The organism is Bradyrhizobium sp. MV1.5, assembly GCF_055807615.1.
The window spans coordinates 254,860-270,300 of sequence record NZ_JBVVPL010000005.1 but is presented as its reverse complement, the minus strand read 5'-3'; the positions used below and the strand labels follow the sequence as shown (position 1 = coordinate 270,300).

14 protein-coding genes are annotated in these 15,441 nt (G+C 64.5%); 3 read left to right on the top strand and 11 right to left on the bottom strand.

Annotation, left to right across the window (positions count from 1 at the left end; genetic code table 11):
• Positions 1–161: 161 nt before the first annotated feature.
• The 10 genes from AC0L2J_RS07630 to AC0L2J_RS07585 form a co-directional block, all read right to left on the bottom strand.
• Entirely contained in the window at positions 162–1,154 is a 993-nt protein-coding gene (locus AC0L2J_RS07630; RefSeq protein WP_473388280.1) for a tripartite tricarboxylate transporter substrate binding protein, read from the bottom strand.
• Positions 1,155–1,283: 129 nt separating this feature from the next.
• Positions 1,284–2,054, bottom strand: a complete 771-nt coding sequence (locus AC0L2J_RS07625; protein ID WP_473388297.1) for an RsiV family protein — start codon at positions 2,052–2,054, stop codon at positions 1,284–1,286.
• A 53-nt stretch (positions 2,055–2,107) separates the two neighbouring features.
• Positions 2,108–4,264, bottom strand: coding sequence for a methylmalonyl-CoA mutase (gene scpA / locus AC0L2J_RS07620; protein ID WP_473388278.1), 2,157 nt, complete (start codon positions 4,262–4,264; stop codon positions 2,108–2,110).
• A gap of 23 nt (positions 4,265–4,287) precedes the next feature.
• Positions 4,288–4,752 (bottom strand): GFA family protein, encoded by a 465-nt coding sequence (locus AC0L2J_RS07615; RefSeq protein ID WP_007608185.1) that lies wholly within the window; start codon positions 4,750–4,752, stop codon positions 4,288–4,290.
• On the bottom strand, positions 4,749–6,620 hold the full coding sequence (locus AC0L2J_RS07610; protein ID WP_473388274.1) for a methylmalonyl-CoA mutase family protein: 1,872 nt from the start codon (positions 6,618–6,620) through the stop codon (positions 4,749–4,751). Before AC0L2J_RS07610 ends, AC0L2J_RS07615 begins: the two co-directional genes overlap by 4 nt.
• Positions 6,621–6,701: 81 nt before the next feature.
• On the bottom strand, positions 6,702–7,193 hold the full coding sequence (gene folK / locus AC0L2J_RS07605; RefSeq protein ID WP_473388271.1) for a 2-amino-4-hydroxy-6-hydroxymethyldihydropteridine diphosphokinase: 492 nt from the start codon (positions 7,191–7,193) through the stop codon (positions 6,702–6,704).
• Position 7,194: 1 nt separating this feature from the next.
• Positions 7,195–7,563, bottom strand: coding sequence for a dihydroneopterin aldolase (gene folB, locus AC0L2J_RS07600; protein WP_007593547.1), 369 nt, complete (start codon positions 7,561–7,563; stop codon positions 7,195–7,197).
• Positions 7,560–8,420, bottom strand: a complete 861-nt coding sequence (gene folP / locus AC0L2J_RS07595; RefSeq protein ID WP_473388268.1) for a dihydropteroate synthase — start codon at positions 8,418–8,420, stop codon at positions 7,560–7,562. The genes folB and folP overlap by 4 nt, the downstream gene beginning before the upstream one ends.
• Positions 8,421–8,694: 274 nt before the next feature.
• On the bottom strand, positions 8,695–9,102 hold the full coding sequence (locus tag AC0L2J_RS07590) for a DUF4332 domain-containing protein (protein ID WP_007608193.1): 408 nt from the start codon (positions 9,100–9,102) through the stop codon (positions 8,695–8,697).
• Between the two features lie 26 nt (positions 9,103–9,128).
• Positions 9,129–9,494, bottom strand: a complete 366-nt coding sequence (locus tag AC0L2J_RS07585) for a DUF2267 domain-containing protein (RefSeq protein ID WP_247399217.1) — start codon at positions 9,492–9,494, stop codon at positions 9,129–9,131.
• Between the two features lie 346 nt (positions 9,495–9,840).
• Here AC0L2J_RS07585 and AC0L2J_RS07580 point away from each other — a divergent pair, with 346 nt between their 5' ends.
• The 3 genes from AC0L2J_RS07580 (at position 9,841) to AC0L2J_RS07570 (ending at position 14,379) form a co-directional block, all read left to right on the top strand.
• On the top strand, positions 9,841–11,469 hold the full coding sequence (locus AC0L2J_RS07580; protein ID WP_007608195.1) for a helicase HerA-like domain-containing protein: 1,629 nt from the start codon (positions 9,841–9,843) through the stop codon (positions 11,467–11,469).
• Positions 11,470–11,602: 133 nt separating this feature from the next.
• The gene (locus AC0L2J_RS07575) at positions 11,603–12,931 is read left to right on the top strand and encodes a glycosyltransferase family 87 protein (RefSeq protein WP_473247463.1); all 1,329 of its coding nucleotides are present in this window, start codon (positions 11,603–11,605) and stop codon (positions 12,929–12,931) included.
• A gap of 53 nt (positions 12,932–12,984) precedes the next feature.
• Positions 12,985–14,379: a M20/M25/M40 family metallo-hydrolase gene (locus AC0L2J_RS07570; RefSeq protein WP_473388262.1), complete on the top strand. Its 1,395-nt coding sequence runs from the start codon at positions 12,985–12,987 to the stop codon at positions 14,377–14,379.
• Positions 14,380–14,576: 197 nt separating this feature from the next.
• On the opposite strand, the gene AC0L2J_RS07565 is transcribed toward AC0L2J_RS07570, so the two are convergent.
• A complete protein-coding gene (locus AC0L2J_RS07565; RefSeq protein ID WP_007593534.1) occupies positions 14,577–15,356 on the bottom strand; it encodes a class II aldolase/adducin family protein in 780 nt (259 codons plus the stop codon).
• Positions 15,357–15,441 lie beyond the last annotated feature (85 nt).

Here is a 15,441-nt window from a genome sequence, read left to right as displayed (position 1 = left end):
CCCGCGGGGCATATGAAAGTTGGATTCGCGGAGAGTCCCCCTCACCCGGAATCCGCGCTTCGCGCGCATTCCGACCTCTCCCCGCAAGCGGGGCGAGGTGAACTGAGCGTGCGGACCGGCCACTTCAATCAACTATCGCCTCGCGTGAGAGTCGCAGGAGATCACGCCTTGCTCAAACCCGCCGCCTTCATCGCTTCGCCCATCTGAGCGTCCCCCTTGTCCATGAAGCTTGCGAACTGGCCGGCATCGCCCCACACGGTGCCGAAGCCGCGATTGCCCATGAAGTCCTTGAACTCGGCGGAGTCGTAGACCTTCTTCAGCGCCGCGGTGAGCTTCGTTGCGATCTCCGGCGGAAGGTTCTTCGGCGCACCGATGCCGCGCCAGGCGCCGGTCGCGTAGTCGATGCCCATCGCCTCCTTCAGCGTCGGCACGTCCTTGAAGATCGGATTGCGTGCCGGCGCCATGATGGCAAGGCTCCTGGCCTTGCCGGCCTCGATGATGGCGCGGGCTTCCGGCACCGAGCAGGTGGTGAGGTCGAGGCCGCCCGCGGCGAGGTCCTGCATCGCGGGCGCGGCGCCGTTCGACGGCACCCAGGCGACCTGGTTGGCGGGCAGGCCCATCGCCTGCATCCAGCCGACCAGCGCGAGGTGCCAGATGCCGCCCTGGCCGGTGCCGGAGGCCTTGAACTTGCCGGGAGGGGCCGCCTTGATGGCTTCCGAGAGTTCCTTCACCGTCTTGTAAGGCGAGGAGGAGGAGACCTGGATGCCCGGGGGATCTTCGTTCATCAGCGCCAGCGGGGTGTAGCTCTTCGGCGCCAGCTCGGTCAGCCCTTGCCAGTGCATCATCGAGATTTCGACCGTGAGCATGCCGATGGTGTAGCCATCCGGCTGCGCGGTCGCGATCGCGGTATGGCCGACGACGCCGGAGCCGCCGGTGCGATTGACTACGTTGAAGGGCTGGCCGAGATCCTTCTCCAGAAGCGCTGCGACAATGCGCGCAGTCGCGTCAGTGCCGCCGCCCGCGCCCCAGGGCACGATCACGGTGACGGGCCGCGCCGGATAGGCTTGCGCAAGCGCGGGTGTGAGGCCGAATGCGGCCGACGCTGCAACCGCAGCGGAAGAGGCCGCAAAGGTGCGGCGCGTAATCTTGGACATGAATGCCTCCCAGCGGCGCCCATGACGTCAGGCGCTCTTGTCTATGGCGACATTCTAGTCGGCTTTGCAGCGCGGCTGCAAGGCAGCGCGACCAGCGCTCTGCGAGCAACCTGTCGCTGCTCAACACGATCACTGCGGCTCGTCCGCGTCGCTCTTCGGTCGCGCGCCACCGAAAATGCGGGTGCCTTCTGCGGTGAGATAGGGCTTCAGCGTTTGCCACGGCACGAATGCGACATATTCGCCCTCGGCGTAGGGTCCGACTGCATAGGGCGGATAGTGGAAGGTGAGCCCGGAACTCTTGCCCGCGTCGGCTGAAGGCGCGAGCGTCACGGCGCCGATCTTGAGCAGGCTCGGCTCCACGCTCTTGAACCATTCGTCGGTGGCGGTCTCGCTCGTATCGCGCTTCTTCTTCTCGATCTTCAACGAGGCGATCACCGCCTTCACCATTGCCTTCATGGCCGGGCCGTTGTCGGCGGTCTCGGCGAAGAACGGGCGGATGGAGATGCGCTTGTTCTCCGCCTTGTCCCACAGGACCGTGTTCACGTCGGAGTTGGGATGGGCGCCGTGGGTGTCCATGTAGTCGTTGCGCAGGACGCTGACATAGCGGTCGGCAACGATGGAGCGGACCGCGTATTTGCGCTCAAAGTCCCAGCCGCCATCCCTGAAGAACTGCGGATCCTCTTTGCGCGAGGCGGCGGCTTCTGCCGCGTTCTTGTCGATCCACTTCTTGCCTTCAGTCAGGCAGTCGGCCGCCAGCGCCGCATCGGCCTTGACCTTGTCGTCGAGGAAGACGCGGGCCTCGATGCTCTTGGTCTTGATGACCGCGTCGGGCTTGGGGTCGGCGGCATGGGCGGTAGCCAACAACGCGCCGCAGGCTGCGACCACAGCTAGCGCGCGCATGAACGCTGGCGCGGAAAATATCACGCACTGTCCTTTCGAAGATCGATGGCGACCTACTCCGCTGCCTCGCTATGCCCGAGCCGGGCATTCAGCTTGCGGATCAGCTCCTCGGCCGCGTCCGCGATCACCGTGCCCGGCGGGAAGATGGCTTCGGCGCCGGCCGCGTAGAGCGCGTCGTAATCCTGTGGCGGCACCACGCCGCCGACGATGATCATGATGTCGTCGCGGCCCTGCTTCTTCAGCGCGGCCTTCAGCTCCGGCACGGCGGTGAGGTGGGCGGCGGCGAGCGAGGAGACGCCGAGGATGTGGACGTCGTTCTCGACCGCCTGGCGCGCGGCTTCGTCGGCGGTCGCGAACAGCGGTCCGATATCGACGTCGAAGCCGATATCGGCGAAGGCGGACGCGATCACCTTCTGGCCGCGATCGTGACCGTCCTGGCCGATTTTTGCGACCAGGATGCGCGGACGGCGGCCTTCCGCCTCCTCGAAGGCGTCGATCAGCGCCTGAACCTTCTCGACCCGGTTACCCATGCTGGACGCCTCCCGCTTGTAGACGCCGGTGATGGACTTGATCTCGGCGCGGTGCCGGCCGAACACCTTCTCCATCGCGTCCGAGATCTCGCCGACGGTTGCCTTCGCACGCGCAGCGTCGATGGCGAGCGCCAGCAGATTGCCATTGCCTTCGCCGGCCGAGCGCGTCAGCGCAGCGAGCGCGGCCTCGACGTCCTTCTGATTGCGTTCGGATTTCAGCCGCGTCAGCTTGTCGATCTGGAGCCGGCGGACATTGGTATTGTCGACCTTGAGGATATCGATCGGAGCTTCGTCGGTCGGCTTGTATTTGTTGACGCCGATCACCGCCTGCTTGCCGGCATCGATGCGGGCCTGGGTCTTGGCCGAGGCTTCCTCGATGCGCAGCTTCGGTACGCCGGCCTCGATCGCCTTGGCCATGCCGCCGAGCTCCTCGACCTCCTGGATGTGGCCCCAGGCCTTGGCGGCGAGGTCGCGCGTCAGACGCTCGACATAATACGAGCCGCCCCAGGGATCGATGATGCGGGTGGTGCCGCTCTCCTGCTGCAGGAAGAGCTGCGTGTTGCGGGCGATGCGCGCGGAGAAATCGGTCGGCAGCGCCAGCGCCTCGTCGAGCGCGTTGGTGTGCAGCGACTGGGTGTGACCCTGCGTTGCCGCCATCGCTTCCACCGTCGTGCGCATGACGTTGTTGAAGACGTCCTGCGCGGTCAGCGACCAACCGGATGTCTGACAATGCGTGCGCAGTGACAGCGAGCGCGGATCCTTCGGATTGAAGGGCTTGAGCAGCTTCGCCCAGAGCAGCCGCGCGGCGCGCATCTTGGCGACTTCCATGAAGAAGTTCATCCCGGTCGCCCAGAAGAACGACAGGCGCGGCGCGAAGCGGTCGACATCGAGGCCCGCCGCAAGGCCGGCACGAAGATATTCAACACCGTCGGCCAGCGTATAGGCGAGCTCGAGGTCCTGCGTCGCCCCGGCCTCCTGCATGTGATAGCCGGAGATCGAGATCGAATTGTATTTCGGCATTTTTTGCGAGGTGTACGCAAAAATGTCCGAGATGATCCGCATCGAGGGCGTGGGCGGATAGATGTAGGTGTTGCGCACCATGAACTCTTTCAGAATGTCGTTCTGAATGGTCCCTGAGAGCTTCTCCGGCGGCACGCCTTGTTCCTCGGCGGCCGCAACGTAGAGCGCCAGGATCGGCAGCACCGCGCCGTTCATGGTCATGGACACGCTCATCTGGTCGAGCGGAATGCCCGCAAACAGCGTGCGCATGTCGTAGATGGAATCGATGGCAACGCCGGCCATGCCGACGTCGCCGCCGACGCGCGGATGATCGCTGTCATAACCGCGATGGGTGGCGAGGTCGAATGCGACCGAAAGGCCCTTCTGTCCGGCCGCGAGATTGCGGCGATAGAATGCGTTGGAGTCCTCCGCCGTGGAGAAGCCGGCATATTGCCGCACAGTCCAGGGCTGGTTGACATACATGGTCGGGTAGGGGCCGCGCAGATAAGGCGCGATGCCCGGATAAGTCTCGAGGAAGTCGAGCCCGGCCAGGTCGGCCTCGCTATAAGCGGGCTTCACCAGAATGCCCTCGGGCGTCAGCCACGGCTCGGCGCTGCCTGATGGCGCGGCGGTGTTGGCGCGCTCGAAGGCGACGTCGGCGAAATCAGGAATGCGGGTCATGGTTTCAACCATATCATAGGCGCTCAATCATGATCGGGATGCTGATGGCTGACGATGGTCGCCATCTTCTCCGGCCCGTAATTCTGCTGCGTGGTCTGGCTCGGCAAATTGGCGATCCCGACCACCCAGCCGAGACGGGACTCGGTGCCGAACTGCCGTGTCGGCACCACGTGGTCAGGACGGTCGAACGCGCCGGTCATGATCTCGATCCGGTCGCCGTCGATACGGCCAAAGCTCAGCGGCGTGCCGCAGGCGGCGCAAAAGCCGCGCTCGGCGATGGAGGAGGAGCGGAAGAACGACGGCTTCCCCTTGGTCCAGGCGAAGTCCGTCTTGTTGATGTCGGCAAAAGAGGCGAACGGCGCCCCGCTGGCCTTCTGGCACATCCGGCAGTGGCAGATCGAAACCCTGTTCGGCGCCGTCATGACTCCAAAGCGCACTGCCCCGCATTGGCAGCCGCCGGTGAGAACGGGTTTGCCTGCTTCCGTCATGGCTGCTCCATCCGTCGATACGTGTCTTGCAGCGTCGCAAGCGCATCGCCACCGGCAAAGACGAAGCCGGTGACGCCGGCTGTACGTAGCGCCGCCTCTGCATCGGTCGGGCGGCCTGCCAGATAGATAAGCCGGGCCCCGGCGGTTTGCAGGGCCTGCGCCGCGGCTTCGGCGTGTTCCGCATACACCTTGTCGCTGGAACAAAGACAGGCGAGCCCGGCGCCGGAGGCCTTGAAGGCGGCAGCCAACTGGGCCGGATCGGCGAAGCCCTCGCTATCGACGGCCTGGATGCCACCGGTCTCGAACAAGCTTTTGGCAAAGGTCGCGCGCGCCGTGAAATCGGCGGGCGTGCCGAGATTGGCCAAAAACACTTTCGGCCGCGCGCCGTGTGCCTTCAACGCCGCATCGGATTTGTCGCGCAGCGCCTCGAACGGTTCCGCAAGCCGGATCGGCGGCAGCGCGTCGAACTTGTATTTTTGCTCGCCATAAGGCGCCAGCGCGATCGGCGTCGCCTTCAGCACCGTAGTCTCGTTCTCGTGCAGGTTCGGAAACTCGCTGGCGCCGGTCAGCACGTCGCGGCGCTTTGCGATGTTGGCGTCGCGGGCTTTTCGCGCGGCCGCGACCTTGCTCTGGAACAGGCCCTGCTGAAGCGCAGCGAAGGCGCCGCCGGCTTTCTCGCTCTCCTGGAATAGTGCCCAGGCCGCGTCGCAGAGCTGGCCGGTCAGCGTCTCGATGCCGCCTGCGCCTGCCGCGGGATCGCTGACCTTGGCGAGATTGCTCTCTTCCAGCAGCACGAGCTGCGTGTTGCGCGCCACGCGCCGCGCGAACGGATCGGGCAGGCCGAGCGCCAGCGTATGCGGCAGCACGGTGATCGCGTTGGCGCCGGCAAGTCCGGCCGCAAACGTCGCCATGGTCGCGCGCAGCATGTTCACATAGGGATCGCGCTGCGTCAGCATGCGCCAGGCGGTATCGCCGGCGAGGAACAGCGGTCTTGGCGTGAGCCCGCACGCCGTTTCGATACGCGCCCACAGCAGTCGCAGGGCGCGGAATTTTGCCATTGTAAGGAACTGATCTGCATCCGCGGCAAGCCGCGCATAGACCATGCCCTGCGCCTGCTCCAGCGGAACGCCCGCGCTCTCGATCGCGCGCAAATAGGCGACGCCGCAGGCGAGCACGAAGGCGAGCTCCTGCACCTCCGAGCCACCGGCATCGTGGATCACGCGTCCGTCGGCCGAGGCAAAGGGACCCTTGAAGCCGAGCGCGGCGAGGCCCTTGATGCCGCCAGTGATGGCCGGAACGATCTCGTCCCAGGTATAGGGGCTATGGCCCCACACCGCGGCTGCTGCGAGCGGGTCGAGCCCGAAGCGGATGTCACATGCCGCGGGATCGATGCCGTTGCTCTTCACATATTCCGCGACGTGGATCGCCGCCATCCGCGATTGGGGACCGATCTCGAGCTCCAGCCCGATGCCGGCATCGAGATGGATATCCTTCAAAATCTTTGCGACTGCGTCTGCGGTCGGTTCCAGCCCCAAACCGTGAGCGGCATTGCCGCCGGCGAACACCAGCGCCAGACCCGTCGCGCCATTTTCGAGATCGGTCAACGCCTGCGCATTCGCCGCACTTGCGTCGGGATGGTCGATCCGCTGCATGATCTGCCAGGGCGCCGCCGCCGGCCGCCCCACCACGGGCGCAACGCCGTTGGCGCGCGGATAAAGCGGATCGATCCTGATGCCGTCATAGGTCTTGCCGACCAGCTTCTCGAACGGCGCGCCCTTCAGCACGCCATCGACCAGCTTGCGCCAGTCGTCGACGGTCGCCTTGGGAAAATCCGCCGCCAGCGGCAGGTCGTCAGTCGCGGAGGTCATGCGGCGAAGGGCTCCCGAAAATCTTGTTGTTCGCAGGCGAAATTGCCACGGCCGGCCGTCCCTGCAAACGGTTGTTTTTGGTTAACCGGTATCCGGAAGCCGCTCAATGCCTTGTGTCGAGACGCTGGCGAGACCGTCACGGACACGAATGCCTGCGATCACGCGGTCGGGCGCGATCTCCGCCAGCGGCACCAGCACAAAGGCGCGCTCGAAGAGGCGCGGATGCGGCAGGGTCAGGTCGGGTTTCTGCATCGACACGTCGTCATAGGCGATCATGTCGAGATCGAGCGTGCGCGGCCCCCAGCGCCGCTCTTTATCGCGCGTGCGGCCGAATTTCTGCTCGACCTTCTGCATCACGAACAGCAACGCATGCGGATCGAGATCGGTCTCGATCTCGATGCAGGCGTTGATGAAGGGAGCCTGGTCCTCGTCGCCCCAAGGCGGCGTCGCATAGTCCGACGAGCGCGCGATCAACCCAGCCTGCGCCATGCCGCAGATATGGGCGATCGCCTTCTGGAAGGTGGCGCGGACATCGCCGACATTGCCGCCGAGCGCAATCAGGACGCTCGCCATGTCAGGGGTGCCGCGAGCGCGTCAGCATGACGCCGACGTCGTCGAAGATCGCGGCGATCGGCGCATGCGGCTTGTGCACGGTGATCTTCACGGCGCGGATACGCGGGAAGTGCGACAGGATGGCGTCGGCGACCGCGCCGGCCGCGCGCTCCAGCAGCTTGTAATTGGTGTTCTTGAAGGCCGCGGTGGTGGTCGCCACGACGTCGGCGTAGGACACGGTGTCGGCGAGCCGGTCGCTGCGGGAAGGTTCCGACAGATCGGTATAGAGTTCGAGATCGATGACAAAACGTTGGCCGACCTCGGTCTCGTGCTCCATCACGCCGTGGCGGGCATGGATCGACAGGCCGCTCACGAAGATCGTATCGGTCATGGCTTGCTCTCGATTGCGTGCGCCACTCGCAGGGCCTGCAAGGTCTCGGCGACGTCATGGGTGCGGATGATTTTCGCGCCGCGCTGCGCGGCGATCAGATGCGCGGCGATCGAGCCGGCGAGCCGCTCTGTCGGCTCCGACGGCGACACCGAGGCGATGAAACGTTTTCGCGAGGCGCCGACGAGGATCGGCAGGCCGAACATGTCGAATTCACGCAGCCGCGCCAGCGCAATCATGCTCTGTTCGGCCGTCTTGCCGAAGCCGATGCCGGGATCGAGCACGATCTTGTCGCGAGCGATGCCGGCTTTGGCCGCGATATCCAGCGAGCGCTGGAAGAACGCCTTCATGTCCGCAATGATGTCGATGGCGGGATCGACGCTGTCGCGGTTGTGCATGACAATGACGGCGACGCCCTTCGCGGCGACCATCGGCGCCATGCCGGCGTCGCGTTGCAGGCCCCAGACGTCGTTGGCGATCACAGCGCCCTGAGCGAGCGCGAAGGCCACCACTTCCGCCTTCATGCTGTCGATCGAGACCGGCACGCCGAGCGCCACGATGTCCGATAGCACCGGCTTGAGCCGAGCCAGTTCGTCTGCCGCGGTGACCGGCCGGGCGCCCTTGTAGGGCCGGGTGGACTCGGCACCGATATCGATGATGTCGACCCCGGCCTCGATCATCGCCCGTGCCCGCGCGAGCGCCTGCTCGGGCGCTATGAATTCGCCGCCGTCGGAGAATGAATCCGGGGTGACGTTGAGCACGCCCATCACCGCCGGGATCGGCCGCTCCAGCAGCGTCCGCAGCACGTCGAGCCCGACTGAACCGGCCGCCGGGACGGATGGGGAGGGCGAGGCATTCATGCGGCCCGCTTTAGCGGTCGGGAAGGGGGGATTCAAGACGGGAAGCGGTGGGTTGCCAGCGTTTCGGCACGGCGTCGCACACCCTCGCTGTCATTGCCCGCGAAAGCGGGCAATCCAGTATTCCAGAGACAGTGCCACGATACGGAGGAGCCGCGGCGTACTGGATACCCGCTTTCGCGGCGTATGACGGCGGAGTTGGGGGATGCATTGTTGCCCATCGGGCAAAACGATGCCGAGAGAGTAGCGCCCACTCCGTATCCGGAGAGCAGCAGCCCTAATACGAAATCTTCGGCGGCAGCTTCTTCGCCTTGGCGATGATGTCGCCGACCGACTTCTCCGAGGGCAGGATGCGGAGCAGCTTTTTCTTCTCGTTGGCGTCCCGCATGCTCTGGGCGAGCCTTGCCGGATTTCTGTAGGCGAGCTCGCGCACGGTGGTGACGCCGGCCGCGCGGACCAGGCCGACCTTGGCCCGGCCCATGCCGGGGATGCGCATGTAGTCGGAGACGTTGGCCCATTCCAGCAGCAACTGCTCGCTGATGCCGGTCTTGGCGGAGAGCGCCTTGCGGCCCTTCACGGTCGAAGCCGCCTCGAGCAGCGCGTCGGTGGTGCGGATACCCTGCGCCTTCAACTTGTTGGCGGCAAAGGCCGACAGGCCCTCAATCTCGGAGATCGGATATGTCATGATACTCGATGTGAAATGCGCAGGCGTCAGGCGAACTGGCTGAGGCCCGGGGTCCCCGCGATGATCTTGCCCATCTGATCCGCTCCGATTTTGTCTCGGCCGAAGCGAAAAAGTTCACGGGCGATGTTCTGAATCTCGGACATCCCAAGTCCCAGGCCCATCAGGCGCGTGCCGACCGCCATCAGGCCGCCGCCCATCAGCCGCGACAGTCCTCCGCCGCTGCGGGACGCCTCGATTGCCGCTTCTGCACCTGGAATTTGGTCGATCAGGACTTGGACGCTGTCGGAAGGACCCTCGTTGCGGAGGAAGCCCAGGATAATGCCGACCGTCTTTTCGGCGACAGCACTATCTATGCTGGCGTTTGTCGCCAGCCGCCCGATTAGCTCGTCCATATGGCCGCCCCTCAGCCGGTTCACATGCCGGAGTATTGCTTTCGAAAATGATCTTGAGCCGGTGTGATGTGAAATACAAGCGATGAACGCCATCAACGTTCCGATTCAGTCTCGAACGCGCGAGAAGTGTTGCAGTGATGCAAGAGCGGAGATGAAATCGGCAGAAAAATGCCGCGATGCGAACGCGTCGTTCCTACTTTCGGCGGATGCCACCCGCATGTTTCCGACGATGTCGCATGCCCGGAGCGCGTTGAATGGTTTCAATCAGCGTGCGACATGCGTTAAACTACGGAACTGGTGCATTCGAGTTTCGATATGCGAAACAGGGCAGAGAGATCAGAGAATAATGACCGCACAGGACAGCAAGCTCGGTGATACCGACGAGAAGATCTTCGTCGGTAAAGGAAACGAGCAGGCATGGCTGACGCTGGCGTTCGCCAATCGCCACGGCCTCGTCACGGGTGCAACCGGAACCGGCAAGACGGTCTCGCTGCAAGTGATGGCGGAAGGATTTGCGCGCGCCGGTGTTCCAGTGTTCGCGGCCGACATCAAGGGCGACCTCTCCGGCATCTCCGAGGTTGGCGAAGCCAAGGATTTCATCGTCAAGCGCGCCACCGAGATGGGCCTGACGTTCGAGCCCGACCAGTTCTCGACGGTGTTCTGGGACGTGTTCGGCGAGCAGGGCCACCCGGTGCGTGCGACCGTCACGGAAATGGGCCCGCTGCTGCTCGCACGTATGCTGGACCTGAACGACGTGCAGGAAGGCGTGCTCAACGTCGCCTTCCGCGTCGCCGACGACAACGGGCTGACGCTGATCGACATGAAGGATCTGCGCGCGCTGCTCGATGCCATCGTGCCCGATGCCGGCAAGAAGGGGACGGATGCCGAGGAGAGTCCGCTTGCCGAGATCAAGAAGGCGGCGCAGGGTTTTGGCAACGTCACCAAGGCCACGGTCGGCACCATCCAGCGCCAGCTTCTGGTGCTGGAGAACCAGGGCGCCACCAAATTCTTCGGCGAGCCGGCGCTGACGCTGAAAGACTTCATGAAGACCGACCGCGACGGCCGCGGCATGGTCAACATCCTCGTCGCCGACAAGCTGCTGCAGAGCCCACGGCTTTACGCGACATTCCTGCTGTGGATGCTGTCGGAATTGTTCGAGGAGCTGCCCGAGGCCGGTGACCTGCCCAAGCCGAAGCTGGTCTTCTTCTTCGACGAGGCGCATCTGTTGTTCAACGACGCGCCCAAGGCGCTGATGGACAAGATCGAGCAGGTGGTGCGCCTGATCCGCTCCAAAGGCGTCGGCGTCTATTTCGTGACGCAAAACCCGGTCGACGTCCCCGACCGGGTGCTCGGACAATTGGGCAACCGGGTGCAGCACGCGCTGCGCGCCTTCACCCCGCGCGACCAGAAGGCGGTCGCCGCCGCGGCCCAGACCTTCCGGCCCAACCCGAAGCTCGACACTGCGAAGGTGATCATGGAGCTCGGCAAGGGCGAGGCGCTGGTCTCGTTTCTCGAAGGCAACGGCACGCCGGCGATGGTCGAGCGGGTGATGATCCGGCCGCCATCGGCCCGGATCGGACCGATCACGCCGGAAGAGCGCAAGGCGATCATGGATGCAAGCCCGGTGAAGGGCAAATACGACACCGCCGTCGATGCAGAGTCCGCCTACGAGATGATTCAGAAGCGCATTGCCGGCACGGCTGCGACTGCCGATCCCGGCGCGGCTGGCGGAAATGGAGGCGGCGGCATCCTCGGCCAGATCGGCTCGATGGTCGGCAGCATCTTCGGTACCAACGTCAAGCGCGGCCGCCTCTCGACCGGCCAGGTCATCGCCCGCGACATGACCCGATCGGTTACCAATCAGGTGATCGGGGGGATGGCCGCCAATATCGGCAAGTCGGTCGCCGGCCAGCTTGGTGGCTCGATCGGCCGCACGCTGGTCCGCGGCGCGCTCGGCGGCTTGCTGCGCAGGTAGGCAGAAAGCCTCGTTTGAGGCAATTCGTCCGCAGACCCGCCGCTTGTGCGCGGCGGGTACAAATTCGGGTGATCAGGACTCTCCAAGCGTCCGTCGGTCTGCTAGGTGCTATGGCCCCTGACTGGACCACATCGTGACCTCACTTAAATCTTTCGTCCGACCCGGCGCATTCCGAAACCTGTCGTTGCGTGCGCCGCTCGACCTGCTCTTCCTGCTCTGCTGCTTCATCCTGGCTGCCGATGTCCTTGGTCCCGAGATCTTCGGCCACGGCAAAACCAAGGACTACGGCCTGTGGTACTGGGCCGGGCAGCAGGTCTTGAACGGTGGGCCGCTCTATCCCGCCGACATCCGCGAGTACTTCGAGTTCATCTACCCACCGCTGCCGGCGATCCTGCTGGCGATCCCGAGCTGGTTCGGCAAGATCGCGCTCTACACCGTGCTGTCGATCCTGAATATTGCGGCGTGGTGGTACACCGGGATGCTCTCCAATGCCATGACCGGTTCGGGCCGCACGCCTGGCCCCTGGCTGGAGGCGCTGCCCGCTCTCGTCACCGTGACCTTCGTGTTCGACATGTTCGATCTTGGCCAGCCGAACCTCGTCCTGCTGGCGATGATTCTCTACGGCTTCTGGAGCTTGCAGCATCAACGCTCCTGGCTCGCAGGCTTCATGTTCGCGCTCGCCACCGCTATCAAGGTGTTTCCCATTGCGGTGCTGCCCTATCTGGTCTGGCGGCGAAAGTGGGGAGCCGCTGTCGCTACGGTCGCCTTCACCGGCATACTTCTCTATATCGTGCCGGCCCCCATTCGCGGCTTCGAGCGCAACGCCGCCGAGGTCAAGACCTGGTATCAGGGCATGGTCGGGTCGAGTTCGGAAAAAGGATTTGGCCAGCGCGACGAGCAGAACTGGTCGTGGGTGAACCAGTCGCTCATTGCTGTCACGCACCGGCTGGTCCGGCCCATCAACTACAATCAGGAGGATCCGAACAAGCCGCCTCGCACAATGAACGTCATCGACGTCGATTACGGGACGGCGAACTGGATCGTGCTGGCGCTGTCGGCGTTGCTCGGATTGGGCTTCGTCGCGGTCATGCCACGGCAAATGCGGCGTACGGCGCGCTCGGACGCCGAGGAGCTCGGCATCCTGTTCTGCCTGATGACGGTGGCCTCGCCCCTGGCGCGGCAATACTACTTCATCTGGCTGTTCTTCCCGATGACGGTGCTGATGCATCGTGCCGCCTTCGACGAGCGGGCGAACGTGCGCCTGGGAACCTGGCTCGCCCTTGGCGCCGCCGGCATCCTCATGCTGCTGGCGCTGCCGTGGTTTCCCAATGTCTTGCAGGCCTGGGGCAATAACCTTGTCGCCACGGCGGTCCTCGCAGCTAGTCTCGCATGGCACATCCGGCATCCGCCGGTTGCGGCTGGCCCCAACGCCGCGGCGGCGCTAAAAGCCGATAGTTCTTGAGAAGACATCTTGAGCCCCGACGTCTTGGGATTCGAACGCAGGGAATACGACCAATGGCAAATGCGCAGCTTCAATCCGTGCTCGACCACATCGACAAGGAGTTCGACAACAGCCTGGAGCGTCTGTTCTCGCTGTTGCGGATCAAGTCGATCTCCGCCGATCCGGCCTTCGCGGCCGATTGCAAGGCGGCGGCCGAGCATCTTGCCAGGGACATCGCGAGCCTCGGCGTTGCGACTGAAGTGAGGCCGACCGCCGGCCATCCCGCGGTCGTCGGCAAGAGCGTCGCGGGCGGCCGGCCACATGTGCTGTTCTACGGCCACTATGATGTGCAGCCGGTCGATCCGCTTGAGCTCTGGCACCGTCCGCCATTCGAGCCTGCTGTGACCGACCATGCCGACGGCCGCAAGATCATCGTGGCGCGCGGCGCCGAGGACGACAAGGGCCAGGTCATGACCTTCGTCGAGGCCTGCCGCGCCTGGAAGAAAGTGACGGGGTCGCTGCCGATCGATGTCACGTTCCTGATCGAAGGCGAGGAAGAAGTCGGCTCGAAGAACTTCGTGCCGTTCATCGAAGCCAACAAGGACGAGTTTAGGGCGGACTACGTGCTGGTCTGCGACACCGGCATGTGGGACCGCGACACGCCGGCGATCACGACCTCGCTGCGCGGCCTGCTCTATGAGGAGCTCAAGATCACCGCCGCCAATCGCGACCTGCATTCCGGCGTGTTCGGCGGCAGCGCGATGAACCCGATCCGGGTGCTGACCAAAATTCTCGGCGGGCTGTTCGACGATGACAACCGTATCACTATTCCCGGCTTCTATGACGGGGTGAAGGACACGCCGCCGGACATTCTCGCGCAGTGGAAGAAGCTCGATTTCACACCGGACACGTTCCTCAAGCCCGTTGGGCTATCGATACCCGCCGGCGAGAAGGGCAGGCTCCTGGTCGAGCAGGCTTCCACGCGTCCGACCTGCGACGTCAACGGCATCTGGGGCGGATATATCGGTGAGGGCTCGAAGACGGTGATCCCGTCGCACGCATCGGCCAAGGTCTCGTTCCGGCTGGTCGAAGGCCAGGATCCCGCGAAGATCAGAAGGGCTTTCCGTGAGTACGTGACGGCGCGCATTCCGGGAGACTGCAAGGTCGAGTTCGGCGACCACTCTGCCGGGCCTGCGATTGCGCTCGACTGGAACATGAAGCCGCTCGCCGCGGCCAAAACCGCGCTGACCGAGGAATGGGGCAAGGAGACCGTACTGATGGGCTCGGGCGCCTCGATCCCGATCGTCGCGGACTTCAAGCGCACGCTGGGGCTGGACTCGCTGCTCGTCGGTTTCGGCCTCGACGACGACAACATCCACTCGCCGAACGAGAAGTACGACCTCCGCAGCTTCCAGAAAGGCATCCGCTCCTGGGCGCGCATCCTCGCGGCGCTGGCGGAGGTGAAGTAGGGCGCTCTGTCCTCGTCGTTGCGAGCGTAGCGAAGCAATCCAGAAATCTCTCGGCGGAGACAGCCTGGAATGCTTCGCCGCTTTGCTCCTCGCAATGACGGGGCCAAATAAAAACGCCGCCCGGAATTGGGCGGCGTTTCATTCCAAAAAGGCGTAGAGGTTCGTTGAACGCTACCCTACACCAAATCCCGAAAATTTCAAGAGCGGTAACCCGGAAGCTCGCGGTCCAGCTTGCGCAGCAGCGGCGGCCATACGAGGTTGGTGGCGCGCAACTCGGCGCGGTCGCGGTTGGCGAGCAGCTCGGTGTTCTTGTCGATCGCGACATCGTCGACCGGGTAGACCGGGGTGCCCAGCGCGCGCGTACGCACCTGCATCGAGCAGGCCCGCTCCAGGTGATACATGCGCTCGAACGCCGAGGCGACCGAGCGGCCGACCGTCATCGTGCCGTGGTTGCGCAGCAGCATGTGGTTGTGGTCGCCAAGGTCCTTCTGCAGCCGCGGCCGCTCGTCGTGGTCGAGCGCGATGCCCTCGTAGTCGTGATAGGCGAGGTCGTGGGTGACGAGCTGGGCGGTCTGGTTCAGCGGCAGCAGGCCTTCGGCGCTGCTCGAAACCGCGGTGCCGTCGAGGGTGTGGAGATGCAGCACGCAGATGGCGTCCTCGCGCACCTCGTGGATCGCCGAGTGGATGGTGAAGCCGGCGGGGTTGATGCTGTACTCGCTCTCGGAGAGCTGGTTGCCGTGCAGATCGACCTTGACCAGACTCGACGCCGTGATCTCGTCGAACATCAGCCCGTAGGGGTTGATGAGGAAATGATGGTCGGGGCCGGGCACGCGCGCGGATATGTGGGTGTCGACCAAATCGTCCCAGCCGTAGAGCGAGACGAGGCGATAGCAGGCGGCGAGATTAACCCGTTGCTGCCACTCGGCCTCCGTCATGTTCGACGGCACTTCCTTCAGGCGCGCTTCCGCTGGCGACATGGCTGATCTCTCCGAACATCGTTGTTGAGGGGAGGGAGCCTAGTCTTGCCGCGACCTGCCAGCAAGGCACACAAAGCGCGGCAGT

What these genes read in the sequence shown, in the direction of transcription:
- AC0L2J_RS07630 (WP_473388280.1), bottom strand. Translation starts at nt 1,154, where the DNA reads ATGTCCAAGATTACGCGCCGCACCTTTGCGGCCTCTTCCGCTGCGGTT.
- AC0L2J_RS07625 (WP_473388297.1), bottom strand. Translation starts at nt 2,054, where the DNA reads ATGCGCGCGCTAGCTGTGGTCGCAGCCTGCGGCGCGTTGTTGGCTACC.
- scpA (WP_473388278.1), bottom strand. Translation starts at nt 4,264, where the DNA reads ATGACCCGCATTCCTGATTTCGCCGACGTCGCCTTCGAGCGCGCCAAC.
- AC0L2J_RS07615 (WP_007608185.1), bottom strand. Translation starts at nt 4,752, where the DNA reads ATGACGGAAGCAGGCAAACCCGTTCTCACCGGCGGCTGCCAATGCGGG.
- AC0L2J_RS07610 (WP_473388274.1), bottom strand. Translation starts at nt 6,620, where the DNA reads ATGACCTCCGCGACTGACGACCTGCCGCTGGCGGCGGATTTTCCCAAG.
- folK (WP_473388271.1), bottom strand. Translation starts at nt 7,193, where the DNA reads ATGGCGAGCGTCCTGATTGCGCTCGGCGGCAATGTCGGCGATGTCCGC.
- folB (WP_007593547.1), bottom strand. Translation starts at nt 7,563, where the DNA reads ATGACCGATACGATCTTCGTGAGCGGCCTGTCGATCCATGCCCGCCAC.
- folP (WP_473388268.1), bottom strand. Translation starts at nt 8,420, where the DNA reads ATGAATGCCTCGCCCTCCCCATCCGTCCCGGCGGCCGGTTCAGTCGGG.
- AC0L2J_RS07590 (WP_007608193.1), bottom strand. Translation starts at nt 9,102, where the DNA reads ATGACATATCCGATCTCCGAGATTGAGGGCCTGTCGGCCTTTGCCGCC.
- AC0L2J_RS07585 (WP_247399217.1), bottom strand. Translation starts at nt 9,494, where the DNA reads ATGGACGAGCTAATCGGGCGGCTGGCGACAAACGCCAGCATAGATAGT.
- AC0L2J_RS07580 (WP_007608195.1), top strand. Translation starts at nt 9,841, where the DNA reads ATGACCGCACAGGACAGCAAGCTCGGTGATACCGACGAGAAGATCTTC.
- AC0L2J_RS07570 (WP_473388262.1), top strand. Translation starts at nt 12,985, where the DNA reads ATGGCAAATGCGCAGCTTCAATCCGTGCTCGACCACATCGACAAGGAG.
- AC0L2J_RS07565 (WP_007593534.1), bottom strand. Translation starts at nt 15,356, where the DNA reads ATGTCGCCAGCGGAAGCGCGCCTGAAGGAAGTGCCGTCGAACATGACG.